The 22,086-nt window shown below is 63.3% G+C and carries 16 protein-coding genes; 3 read left to right on the top strand and 13 right to left on the bottom strand.

The features are described from left to right. Positions 1 to 85: 85 nt before the first annotated feature. The 4 genes from NLY43_RS25230 to NLY43_RS25215 form a co-directional block, all read right to left on the bottom strand. Positions 86 to 970, bottom strand: a complete 885-nt coding sequence (locus NLY43_RS25230; protein ID WP_023683456.1) for a transglutaminase family protein — start codon at positions 968 to 970, stop codon at positions 86 to 88. A gap of 1 nt (position 971) precedes the next feature. Continuing rightward, positions 972 to 3,383 carry a circularly permuted type 2 ATP-grasp protein gene (locus NLY43_RS25225; protein WP_023703955.1) on the bottom strand — a complete coding sequence of 804 codons (2,412 nt, stop codon included), beginning with the start codon at positions 3,381 to 3,383 and terminating at the stop codon, positions 972 to 974. A gap of 6 nt (positions 3,384 to 3,389) precedes the next feature. Next, positions 3,390 to 6,749 carry a transglutaminase family protein gene (locus tag NLY43_RS25220; protein WP_023710986.1) on the bottom strand — a complete coding sequence of 1,120 codons (3,360 nt, stop codon included), beginning with the start codon at positions 6,747 to 6,749 and terminating at the stop codon, positions 3,390 to 3,392. Between the two features lie 250 nt (positions 6,750 to 6,999). Continuing rightward, a complete protein-coding gene (locus NLY43_RS25215) occupies positions 7,000 to 8,196 on the bottom strand; it encodes an acyl-CoA dehydrogenase (RefSeq protein ID WP_023691708.1) in 1,197 nt (398 codons plus the stop codon). 106 nt (positions 8,197 to 8,302) lie between these two features. Here NLY43_RS25215 and NLY43_RS25210 point away from each other — a divergent pair, with 106 nt between their 5' ends. Continuing rightward, positions 8,303 to 9,214 (top strand): LysR family transcriptional regulator, encoded by a 912-nt coding sequence (locus NLY43_RS25210; protein WP_023710985.1) that lies wholly within the window; start codon positions 8,303 to 8,305, stop codon positions 9,212 to 9,214. Positions 9,215 to 9,225: 11 nt separating this feature from the next. Here the strand turns inward: NLY43_RS25210 and NLY43_RS25205 are convergent, their stop codons facing one another. From NLY43_RS25205 to NLY43_RS25165, 9 genes are all read right to left on the bottom strand, one after another. Beyond that, entirely contained in the window at positions 9,226 to 9,408 is a 183-nt protein-coding gene (locus NLY43_RS25205) for a hypothetical protein (protein WP_023671771.1), read from the bottom strand. A 65-nt stretch (positions 9,409 to 9,473) separates the two neighbouring features. Continuing rightward, complete coding sequence (locus NLY43_RS25200; RefSeq protein WP_023710984.1) at positions 9,474 to 11,795, bottom strand: Tex family protein; 2,322 nt, start codon at positions 11,793 to 11,795, stop codon at positions 9,474 to 9,476. Between the two features lie 114 nt (positions 11,796 to 11,909). Further along, the gene (locus NLY43_RS25195; RefSeq protein ID WP_023710983.1) at positions 11,910 to 13,091 is read right to left on the bottom strand and encodes a serine hydrolase domain-containing protein; all 1,182 of its coding nucleotides are present in this window, start codon (positions 13,089 to 13,091) and stop codon (positions 11,910 to 11,912) included. A gap of 32 nt (positions 13,092 to 13,123) precedes the next feature. Then, complete coding sequence (locus NLY43_RS25190; protein WP_023710982.1) at positions 13,124 to 14,320, bottom strand: serine hydrolase domain-containing protein; 1,197 nt, start codon at positions 14,318 to 14,320, stop codon at positions 13,124 to 13,126. Between the two features lie 62 nt (positions 14,321 to 14,382). Next, positions 14,383 to 15,417, bottom strand: a complete 1,035-nt coding sequence (locus NLY43_RS25185; protein WP_023671767.1) for an ABC transporter substrate-binding protein — start codon at positions 15,415 to 15,417, stop codon at positions 14,383 to 14,385. Between the two features lie 23 nt (positions 15,418 to 15,440). Then, entirely contained in the window at positions 15,441 to 16,241 is an 801-nt protein-coding gene (locus tag NLY43_RS25180) for an ABC transporter permease (protein WP_023671766.1), read from the bottom strand. After that, a complete protein-coding gene (locus NLY43_RS25175; RefSeq protein ID WP_023691712.1) occupies positions 16,234 to 17,154 on the bottom strand; it encodes an ABC transporter permease in 921 nt (306 codons plus the stop codon). The genes NLY43_RS25180 and NLY43_RS25175 overlap by 8 nt, the downstream gene beginning before the upstream one ends. Before the next feature lie 2 nt (positions 17,155 to 17,156). Further along, a complete protein-coding gene (locus tag NLY43_RS25170; protein ID WP_023691713.1) occupies positions 17,157 to 18,257 on the bottom strand; it encodes an ABC transporter ATP-binding protein in 1,101 nt (366 codons plus the stop codon). 156 nt (positions 18,258 to 18,413) lie between these two features. Further along, positions 18,414 to 20,093: an amidohydrolase gene (locus NLY43_RS25165; protein WP_023710981.1), complete on the bottom strand. Its 1,680-nt coding sequence runs from the start codon at positions 20,091 to 20,093 to the stop codon at positions 18,414 to 18,416. A 277-nt stretch (positions 20,094 to 20,370) separates the two neighbouring features. On the opposite strand from NLY43_RS25165, the gene NLY43_RS25160 reads away from it, so the two are divergent. Both NLY43_RS25160 and NLY43_RS25155 read left to right on the top strand, forming a co-directional pair. After that, positions 20,371 to 21,024, top strand: a complete 654-nt coding sequence (locus tag NLY43_RS25160) for a TetR/AcrR family transcriptional regulator (protein WP_023686329.1) — start codon at positions 20,371 to 20,373, stop codon at positions 21,022 to 21,024. A gap of 24 nt (positions 21,025 to 21,048) precedes the next feature. Then, positions 21,049 to 22,080: a histone deacetylase family protein gene (locus NLY43_RS25155; RefSeq protein ID WP_023671761.1), complete on the top strand. Its 1,032-nt coding sequence runs from the start codon at positions 21,049 to 21,051 to the stop codon at positions 22,078 to 22,080. The last annotated feature ends 6 nt before the right edge of the window (positions 22,081 to 22,086 follow it).

Raw genomic sequence — 22,086 nt, 5'->3', positions numbered from 1 at the left:
AGCATGCCTGCCGACCGATCCTCCCCGAAGTTTCGACCGAGCATAGCGGGCATGGCCGTTGTTGAGAAGCTGTGCTTCGAGGCTGTCAGGCCTTCTCGAGCGCGACCGGGATGACGTCGACGGCCTGGTCGCCGACCTGGCCGCCGGTGGTTTTCAGCACGCCGACGATCGGAGCCACGTCGGAATAGTCGCGGCCATAGCCAACGGTGATGTGGTCGTTGCTGGCCCGCATGCCATTGGTCGGGTCGAATTCCTGCCAGCCGGCATCGCGCCCACACCACACCTTGACCCAGGCATGCATGGCATCGGCGCCTTCGAGCCGCGGCTTCCCTTTCGGTGGAATGGTGCGCAGGAAGCCGCTGACATAACCCGCAGGAATACCTAGACCGCGCAGGCCGGCGATCATGATGTGGGAGAAGTCCTGGCACACGCCCCGCTTCAAACGGAAGGCATCGCTGGCCCCGGTACGCACCGTGGTCGCTTCCCCGTCATAGGTGAAGTCGCGGTGGATGCGGTTGCACAGATCGATGGCCATGCCGACCGTCGAGCCGCCGGCGCTGTCGCGAGCATAGGCGGTGATCGCCGCATCGATGCCGGCATGATCGCTGGCGGCGAGAAAGTGATGCGGTGCATCCGGCGCCAGTGACCGTACGGCGCCGAGTTCTTCCCGCAGGCGCTGCAGATCGGGCGACACGTCGAGCCCAGGCTCCGGCCGTGACACCGACACGCGCGCGCTCATTCTGATGTCGAGCCCGTCATGGACGTCGCGAAAGGCGATCGCGGTGACATTGTTGCCGAAGAAATCGGCAAAATCCGTGCGCTCCGATGGGGTCGGCACAAACGAAAGCGAGGCCGCGATCACGCGCTGCACGCCGGCAATGGTCGGCGGCAATACACGCACCTGATGCCGGCTGCCGCCGGCCGCGGCGTCATAATCGTAGCTGAGATGAAGCCTGATATCGTACAGCATGTTAACCGAAATACGCTTTAGCCAGGCTGCTGTAGAGGTTGCCGATCTCAGTTGCGAGATCGTCCAGCACCTCCGCCGACATCTCCGATGGCTCCATGACGGCAATTGCCGTGTTGAGCTGCAGGATTTCCTTGGCCGCGACCGACATATGCCCCTCCGGCCCAACCGATGGCAACAGGCCGATCTCCGCCTTCAGCCGTTCGAGCTGGAACAGGATCGAGCGCGGGTTGAGTGGGTCGAGCGCCAAGAGGTCGATCACCGTGCGCCGTCCGGCCCGCACCGGATATTGCCGGCGGTGGGTCATGACGCTGTCACCGATCTCCAGCATCATGTCGAGCGAGCCGTCCGGCGCACCGGACCTTGTCAGTCGGGCTAGCGTACGGGCGATCTGGATGCCGCGCTCGATCCGCCGGCCGATCTCGAGGAAACGCCAGCCGGTGAAACGGTACATATTCTCGTGCAACAGGCCGGAAAAGCCGGCCAACTTGCGCAGCATGACCGTCATCGCCCGTGTCGCGTCGTCACCCGGCGCCACCGTGGTGGCGAACTGATGAATGGTCTTCGACAGGTCCTTCAGCGCCAGCCAGCCATCGGGTGAAAAGCGGTCGCGGATCTGTCCGGCGCTGTAGACGGCGCTGTCCAGCGTGCCGATCAATCCGGGCGGAATGGCCGCTTCGAGATCGATGCCGAAGGGTTCGAGATAGTCCCTTATATCGGCGAGCAGCAGCATGTCAGGATCGGACGTCTCGGCCAGCCGCACATGATAGGCGCGCAGGATACGCACCGTATCTTCCGAACGCTCGATATAGCGGCCGAGCCAGGTCAGGTTTTCCGCCGCGCGGCTGGGCAGGCTGCCCGGCATGGTGCGGACGAAGCTGTCATGCTCCTGCGGCAGCAGCGTCTCGCGCTCGACCGACCGGTCGCTGACCACCCAGACGTCGGCCGCCTGGCCGCCGCGCTGCATGGCGATGGCCGTCGGGTCGAGCGATAGGCCGACACGGGCGAAACCGCCCGGCATTACCGTCCAGCCATCGGGCGTGCGCGCCAGATAAACGCGCAGGCTTGCCGGTCGCGGTTCCAGCCAGCCGCCGACATAGACCGGCGTCGTTGACAGCGTCACCGCTTCCTGGCCGACGAAACCGCTGCCATCGCTCTCGATGCGCGCGATCAGCGCGATGCGTTCCTCCGGCGTCAGTGCCGAACCGAGCCTGGTCTGGCCGTCATCCTCGAAGGCCAGCCGCGTCGACAGCGCCGGACCGATCACCATGCGATCGATATTGGCAAGCACATGGGCCCGTTCGGTTGCTTGCCCGCACCACCAGGTGGCGACGCTTGGCAACAGAAGTTCTTCGCCGCGCAATGCGCGCGAAATCTTCGGCAGGAAAGCGAGCAGCGCCCGGGTTTCCATCAAGCCCGACCCCAGCGCATTGACCGTAGACACGGTGCCGCGGCGGATCGCCTCGACCAGCCCCGGCGTGCCGATATGCGAGTCCGACCTCAGTTCCAGCGGATCGGCAAAGGCGGCATCGAGCCGCCGCCACAGCACGCTGATCGGCATCAGCCCGGAAACCGTGCGCACCATCAGCTTGCCGCCGGAGACGGTCAGATCCTCGCCCTCGAGCAGCATGATGCCGAGATAGCGGGCGATATAGGCGTGCTCATAATAGGTCTCGTTGAGCGGCCCCGGCGTCAGAATGGCGACGCGGCCGTCATTCTCCTTCGCCATGCCGATCAGAGCATCGCGAAAGCGACGGAAGAAACCGGCCAGGCGATGCACATGCATCTCGCCATAGATGTCGGACAAAGCCCGCGTCGTGGCGACGCGGTTTTCCAGCGCAAAGCCGGCGCCCGACGGCGCCTGCGTGCGGTCGCCCAGCACCCACCAGCTTCCATCCGGCCCACGGCCGAGCTCGAAGGCGCAAAAATGCAGGAAATGACCGCTGGCCGGCATGGTGCCGACGACGGGGCGCAAATATTCGGGGCTCGCCGCAATCAGGCCTGCCGGCAGGATTCCCTTCTCGATCAGCCGGTTCGGCCCGTAAATATCAGCGACTATCTCCTCGAAAAGCTCGGCGCGCTGGACGAGACCGGCGCTGATCCCGGCCCATTCCTTGTCTTCGATCAGCAGCGGGATATGCGCCAGTGGCCATTCGCGCTCGTTGGCGCCGGCCTTGTCGTAGACGCGATAATAAACGCCGGCGTCGCGCAGATACTGGTCGGCGCGGGCAAAGCGCTGGCCCAGCTTTTCGGGACCCAGCTCCTCCAGCGCCTCGATGAAGGGCGCCCAGGCCGGACGCGGATGGCCCGAAGCATCGACCATCTCGTCGACGACGCCGTCAATCGGCTGATAGTGCTCCAGCAGACTGTGCCTCAGCGGCTTGCCGCGGACCTTTTTCTGATTCCCCTTTGCCATCGCTGATCAGAGTCTTGCTGGCCGCCTGAGGTCAAGGGTCATGGGGAAGTATTCAGAGGCTTCTTCATTGCGCACCACATAGGCCGACGGCGTATGGCCGCGCGGCTCGAAGCGGGCGAGACGCCGCGCCTCAGCCTCATTGCCGTTGACCGGGAAGGTGTCGTAGCTGCGCCCACCTGGATGCGCGACATGGTAGACGCAGCCGCCCACCGCCCGCCCCGACCAACGGTCGTAAATGTCGAAAACCAAAGGCGTGTTGACCGGCAGCGCCGGATGCAGGCCCGACGAAGGCTGCCAGGCCTTGAAGCGCACACCGGCCACCGCGACCTCGCGATTGTCGGTGACCTTCATCGGCACGATTCGGCCATTGCAGACAATGGCATGACGTTCCGGGTTGAGGCCTTCGGTCCTGACCTGCAGCCGTTCGACCGAGGAGTCGACGAAACGCACAGTGCCGCCGATTGCGCCTTGCTCGCCCATGACATGCCACGGCTCCAGCGCCTGCCGCAGTTCCAGCTTGATGCCGGCATGCTGGACTTCGCCGCAGAACGGAAAGCGGAACTCCAGCTGGGCATCGAACCATTCCGGCCGGAATTCGAACCCGTTGAGCTTGAGGTCGTCGAGCACGTCGAGGAAATCCGCCCAGACATAGTGCGGCAGCATGAAACGGTCATGGAGCGAGGTGCCCCAGCGCACGAAGCGGCCATCAAGCGGGTTGTTCCACGCACGGGCGATGATGGCGCGTACCAGCAATTGCTGCGCCAGCGACATGCGCGCATTGGGCGGCATCTCGAAACCGCGGAACTCAACAAGCCCAAGCCGGCCGGTCGGGCCATCGGGCGAAAACAGCTTGTCGATGCAGATTTCCGAGCGGTGCGTATTGCCGGTGACATCGGTCAACAGGTTGCGAAACAGTCGGTCGACCAGCCAAGGCAGCGGTGGGTTGCCCTGGCCCGGGTGCGGCACCTGCGCCATCGCGATCTCGAGTTCGTAAAGCGAATCGTGCCGCGCCTCGTCGAAGCGCGGCGCCTGGCTGGTCGGGCCGATGAACAGGCCGGAGAATAGATAGGACAGCGACGGGCGCCGCTGCCATTGCAGCACCAGGCTCTTCAACAGATCGGGCCGGCGCAGGAACGGGCTGTCATTGGGCGTCGCGCCGCCGACGACGACATGGTTGCCCCCGCCGGTACCGGTGTGGCGGCCGTCGATCATGAACTTGTCGGCGCCAAGCCGCGTCTGCCGTGCTTCCTCGTAGATCGCCGTCGTCGTCGCCACGCAGTCCTGCCAGTTGGCAGCCGGATGGATGTTGACCTCGATGACGCCGGGATCGGGTGCCACCCTGATGACGTTGAGGCGCGGATCGTGCGGCGGTCCATAGCCTTCGATATGGACGGGAAGGCCGATCGCCTTGGCCGCGTTTTCGGCGGCTGCGACGAGTTCGAGATAGTCTTCCAGCGCCTCGACCGGCGGCATGAACACGCACAGCCGCCCGTCGCGTGGCTCGACCGAAAGTGCTGTACGCACCGCGCCGCCGATCTCGGTGATCTCCTGTTCGACCCTATCCTGCTGGCCGGTCGTCGCCGTGAAAGAAATCGCCTGCTGGCGTCGTGCCATCTCGTCGGCGCCTTCCAGCTCGGCCGGAGCCGGTTCTGGCAGTATGGCTTCCCGCGCCGGCAGCGGTCCACGCGGCAGCGACGGATCGACCGGCACAATATAGGGGAACTGCGCCGGCGGCACATAGGGCAGCGTGCCCAGCGGCAGGCGGTAACCGACAGGGGAATCGCCCGGCACCAGGAACAGCCGCCCGCGCCGGGTCTTCCACTTCTCCGAGCGCCAGCGCGGGTCCGAAGCCTGGCTGTTCCAGCGCTGCACCGGCAGCACGTAGCCCGACGGCTTGGTCAGCCCGCGCTCGAACACTTTCGCCATGCGGCTGCGCTCTTCCGGGTCTTCCAGCTTGGAGTTGGACGGATCGACATTGTCGGGCAGCTTGCCTTCTTTCAGCAGCCATTCGGCCGGGTCCTCATAGGCCTCGCTGACCATCGCCTTGTCGATGCCGAGTTCGCCGGCGATTGCCGTCAGCAAGCTCTCGGCCTGCTGCGGCCCCACCTTTGCGTCGCTCTTTTCGCGTGCGATCAGCGACGGATCGCTCCACACCGGCTGGCCGTCGGTGCGCCAATAGAGCGAAAAGGTCCAGCGCGGCAGGCTTTCGCCCGGATACCATTTGCCCTGGCCGTAGTGGAGGAAGCCGCCCGGCGCGAAGCGTTCGCGCAATTTACGGATCAGCGCATCGGCCTTTTCGCGCTTGGTCGGGCCGACGGCGGCGGTGTTCCACTCGGCGGACTCGAAATCGTCGATGGAGACAAAGGTCGGCTCGCCGCCCATGGTCAGCCTGACGTCGCCCGCTTGAAGTGCGGCGTCGACCTTGTTGCCCAGCGCATCCAGCGCCTGCCAGCTTTCGTCCGAGAATGGCTTGGTGATGCGCGGATGTTCGGCGATGCGGTCGACACGCATGTCGAAGCCGAATTCGACATTGGCGAAGCTCGCCATGCCGGAAATGGGCGCGGCGTTGCGGAAATGCGGCGTGGCCGCCAGCGGCACATGGCTTTCGCCGGTGAGCAGGCCCGACGTCGGATCGAAGCCGATCCAGCCGGCGCCCGGCAGATAGACCTCGCACCAGGCGTGCAGGTCGGTGAAGTCGACGGCGGTTCCGGCTGGGCCATCGAGCGCGACCAGATCGGGCTTCAGCTGGATCAGATAGCCTGAGACGAAACGCGCGGCGAGGCCGAGATTCCTGAGGATTTGCACCAGCAGCCAGCTCGAATCCCGGCACGATCCCTTTTTCGCGGCCAGCGTTTCCTCCGGCGAGAACACGCCGGTTTCCATCCGCACGATATAGGCGATCTCCCGCTGCAGCCGCGCATTGAGGTCGACGACGAAATTGACGGTGTTGGTGGCGCTACGGTCGATGGTTGCGAGGAAAGCAGACAGCAGCGGCCCCGCCGGCTCCGGCGTGCGGTAGATGGCGAGATCGTCCCTGATGTCTTCGGGGTACTCGAACGGGAGGGTCTCGGCCGATGGCTCGACGAAGAAATCGAACGGATTGTAGACCGTCATGTCGGCGACGAGGTCGACCTCGATCTTCAATTCCGTCACCGGCTCCGGGAAGACGAAGCGGGCCAGGAAATTGCCGTAGGGGTCCTGCTGCAGATTGACGAAGTGGTTCGCCGGCCCGACCTTCAGCGAATGGCTGAGCACCTTGGTGCGGGAATGCGGTGCCGGCTGCAGCCTGATGACCTGGGGCCCGAGAACCACCGGCCGGTCATATTTGTAATGGGTCAGGTGGTAGACGGCTGCCAGTATTGCCATGGGGCCCCGGAGATCGGCGTTTCTTCAGCCGAACCCTGACACATCTATTGGCCATTCTCCAAGCAGAGATGTTGCGCTGCACCTAAATTAAGCAGCCGAAGCCGGCTACGCTGTGTCGAGATTCAGGTCAGGCCGAGTCGAAAATGGCTGATACCGAGAACCGGCGCAGAGCGTACTTTTGGTACGCGAGCACCGGAAGCGCAGACATCGGCCATTTGCAGGCCGGCCTCACCTGAACATCGGCACAGCTTTAGAAAAACGCCTGTATCCCCGTCTGAGCCCTGCCAAGGATCAGCGCATGCACGTCATGCGTGCCTTCATAGGTGTTGACCGTCTCCAGGTTCTGCGCGTGGCGCATGACGTGGTAGCCGATCTGGATGCCGTTGCCGCCATGCATGTCGCGGGCCTGGCGGGCGATGTCGAGCGCCTTGCCGCAATTGTTGCGCTTGACGATCGAGATCATCTCCGGTGCCATCTTGCCCTCGTCCATCAGCCTTCCGACCCGCAAGCTGGCCTGCAGGCCCAGCGCGATCTCGGTCTGCATGTCGGCGAGCTTCTTCTGGAACAGCTGCGTGCCGGCGAGCGGCTTGCCGAACTGCTTGCGGTCGAGTCCATACTGCCGGGCCCGGTGCCAGCAATCCTCGGCGGCGCCCATCGCGCCCCAGGAAATGCCGTAGCGGGCCCGGTTGAGGCAGCCGAATGGGCCGCCGAGGCCCCTGGCGTTGGGCAGCAGCGCGTCTTCGCCGACTTCGACGCCTTCCATCACCACCTCGCCGGTGATCGAGGCCCTAAGGCTGAGCTTGCCGCCGATCTTCGGCGCCGACAGCCCCTTCATGCCCTTCTCCAGCACGAAACCGCGGATTTCGTCCTTGCCGTTGTCGCCCTTCAGCTTCGCCCAGACCACGAACACGTCGGCGATCGGCGCGTTGGATATCCACATTTTCGAGCCGGAAATCTTGTAGCCGTTCGCCGTCTTCTCGGCCCGCGTCTTCATGCCGCCCGGATCGGAACCGGCATCCGGCTCGGTCAGGCCGAAACAGCCGATCCATTCGCCCGAAGCCAGCTTCGGCAGGTATCTCTTGCGCTGCTCTTCCGTGCCATAGGCATGGATGGGATACATCACCAGCGACGACTGCACGGACATCATCGACCGGTAGCCGGAATCGACCCGCTCGACCTCGCGCGCCACCAACCCGTAGGTGACGTAATTGGCGCCGAGCCCGCCATATTCCTCGGGAATGGTGATGCCGAGCAGGCCGGCCTCGCCCATCTCGCGAAAAATGCCGGCGTCGGTCTTTTCCTCGAGATAGGCCTCCTCGATGCGCGGCGCGAGCTTGTCTGCGGCAAAGGCGGCCGCGCCATCGCGCACCATGCGCTCATCCTCGGAAAGCTGGTTCTCGATCAGGAAGGGGTCTTCCCAGACGAACGCGTTCTTGTCGGCGGCCATGGCTTCGCTCTCTCCCAAAATCTTGAAGTGCTCGGGCTTATCCACCTCCGCTTCGGAAAAATCAAACAAAATTGCATCACAGATCAATGAGGTTTAGTAATGGATCATGAACGTCCAACGACGGCTTTTACCCAGCACCAGCGCCCTTGCCGCCTTCGAGGCCGTGGCCCGCCTTGGCTCCTTCACCGCTGCCGCCCAGGAACTCGATTTGACCCAAGGGGCCGTCAGCCGCCAGATAGCACTTCTGGAGGAACAGTTCGGCCGCCGGCTGTTCGAGCGCGACAGCCGCAATGTTCGGCTGTCCACGGCGGGCGAAATCTATGCCGAAGCCGTGCGGGCGGCACTCGGGCAATTGCGCGACGCCGCGCTCGGATTGATGAGCAATCGGCATAGCGGCATGCTGAACCTCGCCATACTGCCGACCTTCGGCACGCGCTGGCTGATGCCGCTGATCCCGGATTTCGTCGCAGAAAACCCTGACATCACCATCAACTTCGTCACCCGCCTCGGCCGCTTCGACTTCGCCCGCGAACGCCTCGACGCCGCTATCCATCATGGCCAGCCGGACTGGCCGGACGCCGATTCCACATTGTTGATGCGCGAAACCGTGATGCCGGTGGTTTCGCCCGACTTCCTTGCCAGCCGCGATATCACCACGGCGGCCGACATCAGCCGCCTGCCGCTGCTGCACATGGCGACGCGCCCTGGCGCCTGGGGCGAATGGTTCGAGGAACAGGGCTTGAGCGCACCGATCGGACCCGGCATGCAGTTCGAGCAATTCGGCACCGTTGCCCAAGCCTGCATGGCGGGGCTTGGCGTCGCGCTCCTGCCGCAAGTTCTTATCGCCGGCGAATTGCAGCGCGGTCAGCTCGTGCCGGCGCCGGGACAGCCGATGCAAAGCCGCAGCGCCTACTACCTCGTCGTCCCGAACGACAAGCGCGGCCACCCGCCCGTCGTCAGCTTTCGCGACTGGCTGCTGGGCCAGGTTGAGAAGGAACCGGCTGTTCTGGCCTGGTAGCTACTTCCGCTTCATCGGCTCGGTTTCCGGCTGGAAGCGCAGCGTTTTTGCGACTTGCGTTCGGCAACTTTCGCATCGAGCTTGCTTTTGATCCGGGCGAAAGCCTGGTCTCCATCGACCGAACTGCCACTCGCCATGCCCTCGTCCCAAAGACGCCCCAACTCTTGGACACTCACTTTCTCGAAACTTGCCATATCGCGCGTATCTCCACACAAGGATGGTAGATAACGCTCTAGCGATTGCAAGGAACCATTCGAGGCTACTTCCGCTTCAAGGCATCGGCCAGTGCTGCGCCAAACGCGCCTTGCTGTGCCGGTCGTTCCGGCTGACGCTGCGGCATCGGCGAAGGTTGCGCCGGCTTGCCGCCGCCATTGTCGCGCGGCCCCTTCGGCGTCCCGCCCTCGCCGCCGTCCTTGCGCATGGACAGCGCGATGCGCTTGCGCTTGATGTCGACATCGACGACCCGCACCTTCACCACGTCGCCGGCCTTCACCACCTCATGCGCGTCCTTGATGAAACGATCGGCCAGTTGCGAGACATGCACCAGCCCGTCCTGGTGCACGCCGATATCGACGAAGGCGCCGAAGGCAGCGACATTGGTGACGGTGCCTTCCAGAAGCATGCCGGGCTTCAGATCCTTGATGTCGTCGACGCCGTCGGCAAAGGTCGCGGTCTCGAAGCCGGGGCGCGGGTCGCGGCCGGGCTTTTCCAGTTCGGCAATGATGTCGCGCACCGTCGGCAGGCCGAAGCGTTCGTCGACGAAGACTCGCGGATCGAGCGCCTTGAGCGCTGCGCTGTCGCCCATCAGCGAGCGCACATCGCGGCCGCAGGCAGCGACGATCTTCTTGGCCACGCCATAGGCTTCCGGATGGACCGACGAGGCGTCGAGCGGCTCGCTGCCATTGGCAATGCGCAGGAAGCCTGCGGATTGTTCGAACGCGCGCGGTCCAAGCCGCGCCACCTTGAGCAGTTCCTTGCGGCTGGCGAACGGCCCGGTCGCATCGCGATGCGCGACAATGGCATCGGCAAGCGACGCGCCTAGGCCTGACACGCGGGCCAAAAGCGGTGCCGAGGCGGTGTTGAGATCGACGCCGACAGCATTCACCGCGTCCTCCACCACCGCCTCCAGCGAGCGGCCGAGCCGGTACTGGTCGACATCATGCTGGTACTGGCCAACGCCGATCGATTTCGGCTCGATCTTGACCAGTTCGGCGAGCGGGTCCTGCAGGCGCCTGGCGATCGACACCGCACCGCGCAGCGACACGTCGAGCCCGGGAAACTCAGCCGCCGCTGTCGCGGAGGCCGAATAGACCGAGGCGCCGGCTTCGCTGACGATCACCTTGAGCGGCTTTGGCCCACCATCCGAAGGCATGTCGGACAGCATGTCGGCGACCAGCTTTTCAGTCTCGCGGCTGCCGGTGCCGTTGCCAATCGAGATCAGCTCGACCTTGTGCAGGCGGATGAGCTTGGCGAGTTCCGCCTGTGTGCCGCGCACATCGTTCCGCGGCGGAAATGGATAGACCGTCGTCGTCGCCAGCACCTTGCCGGTGCCATCTACCACCGCGACCTTGACGCCGGTGCGGATGCCGGGATCGAGCCCCATGGTCGGCCGCGATCCGGCGGGCGCTGCCAGCAGCAAATCCTTGAGGTTGCGTGCAAAGACATGGATCGCCTCTTCCTCCGCCCGCTCGCGCAGGTCACGCATCAAATCGAGCGTCAGGTGCAGCGAAAGCTTGATCCGCCAGGTCCAGCCGGCAACTTCCATCAGCCAGCGGTCGCCCGGCAGGCTGCCGCCGATGGCGTAGGCATTGGCGATCATCCGCTCGACCGGCTTCACCGGCGAGGCATGGTCGGCATCGACCTCGATGTCGAGCGACAACACCTCTTCGTTGCGGCCGCGCAGCATGGCCAGCGCACGGTGGCTCGGAACATTTGCCCAACGCTCGACATGGTCGAAATAGTCGGAGAATTTCGCCCCGGCCTCCTGCTTGCCGTCGACGACACGGGCACGCATGAAAGCGCGCTCCTTCATGTAGGTTCGCAATTTGCCGACCAGATCGGCATTTTCCGCAAACTGTTCCGACAGGATGTCGCGTGCGCCTTCCAGTGCGGCCTTGGCGTCGGCCACATCCTCGGTCACATAAGCCAGCGCCGCCTCGGCGGGCACCAACGACCGGTTGGCCAAAATAGCCTCCGCCAATGGCCCCAGCCCGCGCTCCCGGGCGATCTCGGCCTTGGTGCGGCGCTTGGGCTTGTAGGGCAGGTAGATGTCTTCCAGTTCAGCCTTAGTGGCGGCAGCCACAATTTTGGCCTCAAGTTCGTCGGTCAGCTTGCCCTGCTCGCGAATCGAACCAAGGATCGTATCGCGCCGCGCATCGAGCTCGCGCAGATAGGCCAGCCGCTCGGCAAGGTCGCGCAATTGCGTGTCGTCGAGCCCGCCGGTGACCTCCTTGCGGTAGCGCGCCACGAACGGCACCGTCGCGCCCTCATCGAGCAGCCCTATAGCTGCTGATGCCTGCTCCGACCGCGCCCCGATCTCTTCCGCGATGATGGATGCGATGCGTTTGCTGTCTGCTGCCATGCTGGTCCCTGTCGCAAAGAGCGGCGACCATAGGCGCTGATGTCCGTCCCGCCAACCGCAGTGTTCTCAAGCGTCAAAGAGGTCCACAGGAAAGCGCCTTGCTTTGGCTCGTCCTCAGACCATCCCGCTCAGCGCCTCGAAAAAGGCAACGATCTCGCGTTCGAGCGGATAATCTTCAGGCACCGGCTGCGACCCCATTTTTGCAATCACCACTTCCATCTTCGGATCGACGTAGAGCCATTGGCCGTGGATGCCGATGCCGCAGAAAGCACCGTTTGCCGCACCCGTCTGGTACCATTTGTTGCGATAGCGGCCCTTCGGGAACAGATGCGCCATCGTGCCGCGCTGCCAGGCCTCCGCGCTGCCGCCGGCAACGGTCGTATCGCGCACCCAGCCTTCCGGCACGATGCCGCGGCCATTGGCCGTGCCGCCCTGCCGCATCATCTCGCCGATACGCGCCAGGTCGCGCGGCGTCACCGAAATGCCGCCGGCGGTGCGCGCCGTACCTTCCATGTCGACGCCGATCGAAGCCTCGCTGACAGCACCCAGGGGTAGCCACAGTTTCTCGCGCATCAGGTCCGGGAAGCGCAGGCCGGAAGCTCGTTCGAGCAGCAGGCCGAGCAGATCGGAATTGGGCGAACGGTAGCGGAAGGTTTTGCCGTGCGGTTCTTCGAGCCGCTGCAAGGTCAGAATGAATTCGCGCAAGCTTTCAGTGCCGCCGCCCGGATTCCACAGCGTCGCGCGGCGGTAACGGGCAAAGGCGCTTTCGGGATCGAGATAGGCCTCCTCGAAATCGAGGCTGACGCTCATGTCGAGCACATGCCGGCAGCTTGCATCGGCATAGGCCGAGCCGGCGGCTTCCGGAATGTACTGGGTCACCGGCGCTTCCGGGTCGAACACGCCCTCGCCTTCCAGTATTCCGGCGATGATCGCGGTGACCGATTTGCTGATCGAAAAGATGATGTGACGGGCGCCGAAATCCATATTGGGCGCGAACCAGTCGCCGATGACCTTGCCAGCCTTCATCACCGTCAGCGCGTCGCTGCTCGAACGTGTGAGGAATTCGGCCACCGTCTCCGGCGCGCCGGCGACGGAGACGTTTTCGCCGAGCAGGCCGCTCAGGTCCCGCACCGGTGCCTCGACGCTTCCCGGCGTCGCCGCCACGGGGGCGGTAGGCACCAGCTCGCCAAGGTTCTGGAACGACCAGCGGTTGAACGGGCTTTCGCGCCAGTTGGAGAGCAGCACCTCATTGCGGGCAAAGCCGTAGCGGGTCTCGAACGCGGTCTTGCCGGTCATGAACGTTTCCTCAGAGGGTGATTTGTTGTGGGTCAACCAAGCGCCATGGCGATGGTGTGCACCGCCTTCAGCGTTGCCACCGAATAGGCGACATTGCTGAAATCCGGATAGGTCGAAAGCTTGACCACGACCATGCCGGTGTCCCAGTCGATATGGATCATCTGCCCGAACACGCCCCGGCACATCAGCGCGCGTGAGCGCGGGTTCTCGATCCAGAACTGGTTGCGATAGCTGCCTTCGGGCAGGCTCGGATTGAAGTCCGGCCCATGCCTGCCGTTGCGCGTCGCCTCGACCCAGTCGGCCGGCACGATGCCGCGGCCCTTGTCGAGGATCAGCTGGCCGAAGCGGGCGTAATCGCGCAGCGTCGCGTTGAAGCCGCCATCGGCCAGCGCATAGCCGGCGCTGTCGACCGTGAAGCAAGCGCTTTCGTCGGCGCCGAGCTTTTGCCACAGCTCCTCGGACACCAGCTGCGCCAGCCGTTTACCGGTGACCCGCTCCATGATGAAGGCAAGCACGTCGGTCTCGATCGAGCGGTACTCGAACGCGGCGCCATGCGGCCGCACCTTGTCCTTCAGCTGCAGGATCAACTCGAACAGATGCGGCGGCCATTGGAAATCCGGATCGCTGTCCGGCGGCACCGGCTTCCAGCCCGTGGCGACATCAACCTGGCCGATGTCGGAGTAACGGTCGGTGTATTCCTCGGAAAAGCGCACGCCGGTGGTCATATCGAGCACATGCTGCACGCTGGCGCCGTCCCAGCCGGTCGCGCCGAGCTCCGGCAGATAGGCGGTCACCGGTTTGGCCGGGTCGATCAAGCCGCGCCCAACCAGAATACCGAACACGGTGCCTGTTACCGACTTCGCCATCGACTGCGACAGATGCAGCGTGCGCTCGGCCATGCCGTTGAAATAGCGCTCATAGGCGACCTTGCCGTCTTTGAGCACCAGGAAGCCGTCCGTGTAGGTCTCGTCGAGCAGGCCAACGAGCGTCGTCGGACGGCCCTTGCTGTCTTCCACCGGCAGCGCGTCGAGATCGGTCTCTGCGCGCTCAAGACGATGGCGATGGCCATTACCGCGCCAGACCTCGATGGTCGGCAGGAATTCGCGGATGTGCTGAAAGGCCCAGCGATTCCATGGCGGCCGGTCCCAGTCGAGCTTCGGCAGCACCATTTGAGGCGGCGAGCCCTGCATGATCGACGGCCGCGGATCGCTGTTGCGATAGGAGTCCATGAAAGCCATTCCGGAAAAGAAAAGACCCGGCGGCGCATGCCGCCGGGTCTGTCAGACTGCGGTTATTTCTGCAGTTCGGTCCAGATCTTGGTGTAGATGTCCTGGATCTCAGGCGCGCACATCTTCTGGAATTCGCCTTGTGCCTTCGCAGCCTCCGGAATGACGACTTCCGGGGCATCCTTCATATCGGCCGGCATGTACTTGTCCGAGCCGGTAATGGCGTTTGCGTAGCGATGGAAGGCCGAGAGGCCGGCCGCGTTTTCCGGATCCATGATGAAGTTCTGGAACAGCTTGGCGTTCTCGACATTTTTGGCTTCCTTGAGAACGACGACGTTATCGCTCCACAGGCCGTAGCCTTCCTTCGGATAATTGTAATGGATGGCCGGATTGGCCAGCCGCTGACGCAGCGCCGAACCGTTCCAGTCGCTGGTCGCCTTGAAGTCGCCGGCGCCCATCTTTTCGATGGTGTTGTATTCCATGGCGATCCAGTTCGGCTTGGCCGCGACAAGCGTGTCGCGCACCTTCTTCAGCACCGTCTTGTCGTCGGTGCACTGCTGGCCGCCGACATATTTGATCGCCGCGAAGATAACGTCATTCATCTCGGGAACGACATTGGTCTTGCCCTTCAGCTCGTCCGGCGTGTTGAAGATGATGCCCCAGCTGTCGGCTGGTCCCTTGTAGGCATCGGTGTTGACGACGACGCCGACGGTGCCCAGCGCCCACGGCACGGAATATTTGCGGCCGGGGTCGAAGTCTGGATTGGCCCATTCCGGCGCCACGTTCTTGAAGTTCTCCATCTTGCCCGGATCGGTCTCCTGCACGAGGCCCTCCTTGATCCAGATCGGCACGTAGGTTTGCGACGGAACGGCGATGTCGAAGCCGGTGCCGCCCTGGCGTACCTTGGCGAGCGCCGTATCGTTGGAATCGTAATCGGTGATCGTCACCTTGACGTTGTATTTGGCTTCGAACTTTTTGATCACATCGGGGCTGGTATAGTTGCCCCAATTGTAAATGTTCAGCTCGCCATCGGCGCGGGCCAGGCTCGTCGTTGCGAGCAGCGCCAACCCGATGGCGGCTGTCGTTGTTTTCCAGTTCATGGTTTTAGCTCCCATTTGTCGGTTCAGTCTCTTTTCCTGCTGACGAAGAAAAACAACGTGACGATCGCGACCGAAAGCAGCAGGAAGGCGGTCGATATCGCGTTGATCTCAGGCGTGATGCCGCGGCGGATCTGGCCGAGCATGTAGGTGGGCAGCGTATCCTGGCCGCCCGATTTGACAAACTCGGTGATGACGACGTCATCGAGCGAGATGACGAAGGCCAGCATCAGTCCGGCCAGTATGCCGGGCCACAAAAGCGGCAGCGTGATGCGGCGGAAGGTCTTCCAAGGCGTCGCGTACAGATCGGCGGCCGCGCGCTCCAGCGTCAGGTCCATGTTTTCCAGGCGCGCCCGGATCGGCAGATAGGCGAACGGGATGCAGAACGCCGTGTGCGCGGCGATCAGATAGCCAATGCCGGAATAGCCGGTGAAGATCTTGATGCGCGAGAAGAAGATCAGCAGCGCCACGCCGGTGACGATCTCGGGCACCATCAGCGGCTGGTTGATCGCCGCATATTTGAAGGTGAGGCCCGGATAGGACGCGGTGCGCGTGGTGGCGAGCGCGGCCATGGTGGCAAAGATTGTCGACAGCACCGCAGCGACGGCGCCGATCTGGAACGAGCGTAGCGTCGCGTCGATAACTTGCACGTTCTGCCAAGCCGACTGGAACCAGCGCATCGAAAAGCCGCCCCATTCGGACGTCGAGTTCGCCGCGTTGAAGGCATAGGCGACCAGCACGATGATCGGCAGATAGAGCACGATAAAACAGGTCGCAGCGATCACCGTGAAGCCGGTCTGGTGCTTGATGGAAAAGTTCTTAGCCATGCCGCGCCCCCGACTTGCCGGCATTGCGCACATAGGCAAGCAGCGCCACCATGACGATGATCATCACCGTGATCGACAGCGCCGAGCCGAGCGGCCAGTTGCGGCCTTGGCCGAACTGCAATTCGATCAGGTTGGACAGCATCATATTCTTGCCGCCGCCAAGCACGCTCGGCGTCACATAGGCGCCAAGGGCTGGAATGAAGACCAGGATGGAGCCGGCAATGACGCCGGGTTTGACCAGCGGGAAAATGATCTTCCGCAATACCTTGAATCGGGTCGCGTAGAGGTCGTAGCCCGCCTCGACGAGGCGAAAATCAAGCTTCTCCATGCTGGCATAGATCGGCAGCACCATCAGCGGCAGATAGACATAGGCCATGCCGATCAGAATCGCCGTGTCGGTGAAGAGGATCTGCACCGGCGCTGAAACGATACCAAGCTTGATAAGGATGGTGTTGATGATGCCTTCGTTGCGGATGATCTGCAGCACGGCGAAGGTGCGGATCAGAAGGTTGGTCCAGAACGGAATGGTGATCAGGAACAGCCAGAGATCCCTGGTTTTCTCGCTGCGCGTCGCCATGAAATAGGCGGTTGGAAACCCCAATGCCAAAGTGGCGATCGTCGTTATCACCGCCAGCTTGATCGAGCGCCAGAAGATGGTGACATGCGCTGCCGCAAGCGAAAGCGTATCGTCGAAAATGTCGCGTTCCATGAACACCGACAGCCAGGCATCGGGCGAAAACTGCCACTTCACATCGCCATAGGGGCCAGGCGTCAGGAACGAGTAGATCAGCACGATCAGCAAGGGGCCGGTCGCGGCGAGGAAGATCACCAGCAAGGCTGGCGCTGACAGCAGCCACCGGTCGCGCACATCGCGTCGCTCCGCTGCCTTGGCGACTTGTTCCGCGGTCGCCATGATCAGTCCTTCAGCACTTGCGCGGCGTCGTTGCCGATCATGATGCCGATCTGGCCGCCCTGCACGAAGCCGTCACCGGCGCCGCGGCTGTTCTGACGCCGCACGATGAACGGCTCGCCACCGGCAAGGCGCAGATGGAAGTGCGTGTCGGTGCCGAGATAGACGATGTTTTCGACGGTACCGGACAGCGAAGCGCTCGGGCTGGCCGTGCCCAACTGCGCATGCTCTGGACGCACGACGATGGTGACCTTGCCGCTGGGGCTGAAGCCTTCCGGCAGCGAGGCTGGGATTTCCACACCAGACGGCAGCTTCACCGTCGCCCGGCCACCAGTCGCGCTAACCACATCCGCCTTGAGGAAGTTCGACTCGCCGATGAAGTCGGCGACGAAACGCTCGGCCGGCCGGTCGTAGATGTCGCGCGGCGAGCCGACCTGCAGGATTTTGCCCGACGACATCACCGCGATGCGGTCCGACATGGTCAGCGCTTCCTCCTGGTCGTGGGTGACGAAGATGAAGGTAATGCCGGTCTCGTGCTGCAGCCGCTTCAATTCGATCTGCATTTCCTTGCGCAGCTTGTAGTCGAGCGCCGAGAGCGGTTCGTCGAGCAGGAGCACCTTGGGCTGCGGCGCCAGCGCCCGGGCGAGCGCCACGCGCTGCTGCTGGCCGCCGGAGATCTGGCTGGTTCGGCGACCCGCCAGCGCCTCCATCTTCACCAGTTTCAGCATCTCGGCGACGCGCGCCTTGATCTCGGCCTTCGGCTTGCCCAGCATTTCCAGGCCAAAGCCGATATTGTCGGCGACCGTCATATGCGGGAACAGCGCGTAGGATTGGAAGACGGTGTTGACCGGCCGCTTGAAGGGCGGCAACGGCGCGATGTCCTGGCCGTAGAGGAGGATTTCGCCGGCGGTTGGAAAGTCGAAGCCGGCAATCAGCCGCAGCAACGTGGTCTTGCCGCAGCCGGATGGTCCCAGCAGGGTGAAGAACTCATTCTCGCGGATGGATACCGAGACCGTATCGAGGGCAGCAACCTGCCCCTCACCCGATCCGAAAATTTTACTGACGTTTACGACTTCAATTGCATTCCGATCCGGTTTTTCCGGCACGATACGCCTCACTGTTGACCCCGCTCTTGCTGGCGGAGTTTTTCCCCTGTTCGATGTGACCACACGGCCGGTAGGTTGGCAAGTCCGGCATTGAATCACAGTTCAGTCGGTCATTTCGTCTTGCAAGCGGCAAGCTGTGCAAGCCGCATGCCATTGTCAGGCCTGGTAGATGACCTTGCCACCGCAGACCGTCGTCACCGGCCGCAGCTTGTGTAGATCGGCCGGCGCCGTCTTCTCGATATCGGCCGACAAAACCACCAGATCCGCCATATAGCCGGGTTTCAGAACGCCTTTGCGATGCTCGGCGAATTCGGCATAGGCGCCCTCGACCGTGTAGGCGGCAATCGCTTCCTGCAGCGAGAAACTCTGGTCAGGATCGCCTTCTGCCCATGGTTTGCGCTGCACTGCCGCCTGAATGCTCAGGATCGGGTCGATCGCCGCCACCGGCCAGTCCGAGGCGAACACGACATGGGCGCCGGCGCTTTTCAGGGTGCGCCAGGCATAGCTCAGCGGCCAGCGGGCCGGCCCGATGCGTGACACCGTCGGCTCCAGCGGAAAATCCATGGCGCCGGGCGGATGCGACGGCTGCATCGAGGCGATGACGCCGAGTTCGGCAAAACGCGGCACGTCGGCTGCTGTGGTGACCTCGATGTGCTCAACCCTGTGCCGGCTGTCGCGCTTGCCATTGACCTTCTGCGCCGCCTCGTAACCGTCGAGCACTGCGCGCACCGCGCCGTCACCGATCGAGTGCACGGCGATCTGCAGCCCGCGTTTGTCGATAGCCACGGCGAGATCGATAAATTGCTGCGGCGTGAACAGCGGCTCGCCGACCCAGTCGGGACGATCCGCATAGGGTTCGACCATAACAGCGGTCCAGGAATCGAGCACGCCGTCATAGAACACCTTGACCATGCCCGATGACAGCCACTCACTGTGGTAGCGCTCGGCCATGACGGACGCCTTCTCGAGCATGTCGAGTGTCATGAAATTCTTGTAGTGGAACGGGATCTTGACGCGGCAGGGCAATCCCTCCTCGGCCTCGATCTCGGAAAGCAGTTCGAGCTGGTAGAGATTGCCGTCCATGTTCTGGATCGAGGTGATGCCGTGGCGCGCGCACCATGCAAGCCCGCGCCGCATGATGTCACGGTCAGCGGCCCGCTCGGCGGCCGACGGCATTGGGTCGGGCTCACCGCCGGTCGACAGCCCCAGCCGCACCCGGCTTTCGCCGGCAAGGTCGAGCACCGGACCGAAGGCCTCGCCCTCGCGCAATTCGCCCGCGGCCAGGCCGTCGCCACCCATCACGATCTCGTTGCCCGGACCGAGCGTGCGTCCCTTCAGGATGCCGGCTATCTCCAACGCCTTGGTGTTGGCCCACATCGTATGGTGGTCGGGCGCTGCCATGCAGAAGGGGCGGTCGGGCAGGATGGCGTCGAGATGATGGCGTGTCACCCGCTCGTCGCCGAGCACGGTGTAGTCGACGCCCTGTCCCACAAGCATTTTCGCCTCGGGCCGCGTCGTTGCGTAGTCGCGGATGGCGCTTTGAAGCGCCTCGAATCCATGGATACCGCCGAGTTGAAGATGCGCGAGCTCGGCCCCTCCCGAGAACAGATGCATGTGGGCTTCGATGAAACCGGGCAGGACCGAACCGCCCTTGGCGTCGATCACCTCTGTGGTCGTTCCCTTGAGTTTTTCGATGGCGGCGTGGTTGCCTATGGCGATGATGGCGCCGTCCTTGACGGCAATCGCCTGGGCGGCGGGATTGTCATCGTCCATGGTCCGCACGCGACCATTGATGACGATCAGATCAGCATTTTGACCCGCACCCGTGACAGACATCGCGACTCCGCGCTTTTGACGACTGGCTGAGACCGACAACCCTCTTGTCCGACAAGCTGCCACTCCGCTGGAGCGGCGTTATCGGACGAAAACTGATGCCAGTGCGCTGTTTCGAAATTCCCCTTGTGATCTCTCAAAACAGCGTGGATAAAAGAATGCGACTAATTATTCGCGTTTGTCAACGTGCCGAATTTCGAATGTATTGTGGACAACACACCACGCCAATGTTGAGACCGGGACCTGTGTTGAAACCGGCTGGGAACGAAGGCATCAATCCGTGAAGCGCAGTCTCAGCCGCGAAACCAGGATGGCGCTCGAACCGCGCAAGCAGCCGCGGCAGGAACGGTCGAGCAAGGTGGTCGACAGGATACTCGACGCTGCGCTGATCCTAACGCGGGAGCAAGGAACCAAGACGCCGACGACGCTCGCCATTGCCCGGCGCGCGGGCCTGTCGGTCGGTTCAGTCTACCAGTACTTTCCCAACAAGGAAGCCATTCTCCTCGACCTCGCCCGGCGCTGGCTGTCGTCCTTTCCCGAGGTGATCGCCAGGCGCATCGAGGTCACCCCACCCACCAACCGCGACGAATTTCGGCAGGAGGTGCGCAAGCTCTTCATCGATACCTCCAGAATATATCTCGAAAACGCCACCCTGATGCCGGTGATCGAGGCGATATCCGGCAATGCCGACCTCAGGCCGATCCAGGACGAATATGACGAGCAGATCATCGCGCTTTACGCCGCGTGGCTGCAGCATGTGAACCCGGCCCTTGAAGACAAGATCGCCAGCCGGCTCGGCGTGCTGATGATGGATGTCGGGCACGCCTGCCGGCTTGTGGGGTTGAAGCGGGATCGCAAGACATACGACCTCATCGAGGACGATGTGGAAAGAATGTGGCTCGCTTTGGTCACCCCCTATCTCAACCTTGACTGATTTCGCTATTTCGAGAGGAAATTCATGAAGACTGTCTATTCGCCGCTTCATGCCGGCCATGCCGGCCAGATGGAACTGGTCACGTCGGCAATCGTGCCGGGTTTCGAAAAGCCGTCGCGGGCCGAGTTCATCAAGGCGCGGGTCGAGAGCGAGAAGCTGGGGCCGATCATCGGACCGGTCGAGCACGATCTCACAGCCGCCAAGCGCATCCACAAGGCCGACTATATCGACTTCCTGCCGACCGTCTGGCCGGCGTGGAAGGCCGCCGGCTTCGAGGGCACGGCGATGCCCTTCACCTGGCCGACGCGCGGCCTGCGCGGCGACGTGCCACCCAAGCGCGTCGACGCCTTGCTCGGCTACTATTCCTTCGACGCCGGCGCCACCTTCGTCGAAGGCACATGGACCGCGATCAAATCGTCCTATGACGTGGCGCTGACGGCGGCGGCCTTGGTCAAGGGTGGCGAGCGGTCGGCCTTCGCGCTCTGCCGCCCGCCCGGCCATCACGCCGGTGCCGGGTTCATGGGCGGCTACTGCTACATCAACAATGCCGCGGTCGCCGCGCAGTGGTTCCTCGATCAGGGCGCAAAACGCGTCTCGATCCTCGACGTCGACTATCACCACGGCAATGGCACGCAGGAGATCTTCTATGAACGCGCCGACGTGCAGGTTCTCAACCTGCATGGCGATCCCATGGTGGAGTATCCGTTCTTCCTCGGCCATGCCGATGAACGCGGCGCCAGCGCCGGCGAAGGTTTCAACGTCAATTATCCCATGCCCTTCGGCACCAATTGGGACGCCTGGAACGCCTCGCTGGAGGATGCCTGCGCCAAGCTCGCCGCCTACGCCCCCGATATCGTCATCGTGTCGCTCGGCGTCGACACCTTCGAGAAGGACCCGATCAGCCAGTTCAAGCTGAAAAGCCCGGACTATCCGAAGATCGGCCATCGCATCGCCAAGCTCGGCCTGCCGACGCTGTTCGTGATGGAAGGCGGCTACGCCGTCGAGGAGATCGGCATCAACGCCGTCGGCGTGCTCACCGGCTTCGAGGACAAATAGGAAAGC

Origin of the sequence: Mesorhizobium sp. C416B (assembly GCF_030323165.1) — a bacterium.
GTDB lineage: Bacteria > Pseudomonadota > Alphaproteobacteria > Rhizobiales > Rhizobiaceae > Mesorhizobium.
Note: the sequence above shows the minus strand (reverse complement) of the source record. Positions and strands in the feature narration are given on the sequence as shown.

Bases quoted from the DNA above. Each gene is read 5' to 3' on its own strand.
- NLY43_RS25175 (WP_023691712.1), bottom strand. From the start codon at position 17,154: ATGGCGACCGCGGAACAAGTCGCCAAGGCAGCGGAGCGACGCGATGTG.
- NLY43_RS25225 (WP_023703955.1), bottom strand. From the start codon at position 3,383: ATGGCAAAGGGGAATCAGAAAAAGGTCCGCGGCAAGCCGCTGAGGCAC.
- NLY43_RS25210 (WP_023710985.1), top strand. From the start codon at position 8,303: ATGAACGTCCAACGACGGCTTTTACCCAGCACCAGCGCCCTTGCCGCC.
- NLY43_RS25215 (WP_023691708.1), bottom strand. From the start codon at position 8,196: ATGGCCGCCGACAAGAACGCGTTCGTCTGGGAAGACCCCTTCCTGATC.
- NLY43_RS25165 (WP_023710981.1), bottom strand. From the start codon at position 20,093: ATGTCTGTCACGGGTGCGGGTCAAAATGCTGATCTGATCGTCATCAAT.
- NLY43_RS25200 (WP_023710984.1), bottom strand. From the start codon at position 11,795: ATGGCAGCAGACAGCAAACGCATCGCATCCATCATCGCGGAAGAGATC.
- NLY43_RS25185 (WP_023671767.1), bottom strand. From the start codon at position 15,417: ATGAACTGGAAAACAACGACAGCCGCCATCGGGTTGGCGCTGCTCGCA.
- NLY43_RS25220 (WP_023710986.1), bottom strand. From the start codon at position 6,749: ATGGCAATACTGGCAGCCGTCTACCACCTGACCCATTACAAATATGAC.
- NLY43_RS25180 (WP_023671766.1), bottom strand. From the start codon at position 16,241: ATGGCTAAGAACTTTTCCATCAAGCACCAGACCGGCTTCACGGTGATC.
- NLY43_RS25230 (WP_023683456.1), bottom strand. From the start codon at position 970: ATGCTGTACGATATCAGGCTTCATCTCAGCTACGATTATGACGCCGCG.
- NLY43_RS25195 (WP_023710983.1), bottom strand. From the start codon at position 13,091: ATGACCGGCAAGACCGCGTTCGAGACCCGCTACGGCTTTGCCCGCAAT.
- NLY43_RS25190 (WP_023710982.1), bottom strand. From the start codon at position 14,320: ATGGACTCCTATCGCAACAGCGATCCGCGGCCGTCGATCATGCAGGGC.
- NLY43_RS25155 (WP_023671761.1), top strand. From the start codon at position 21,049: ATGAAGACTGTCTATTCGCCGCTTCATGCCGGCCATGCCGGCCAGATG.
- NLY43_RS25205 (WP_023671771.1), bottom strand. From the start codon at position 9,408: ATGGCAAGTTTCGAGAAAGTGAGTGTCCAAGAGTTGGGGCGTCTTTGG.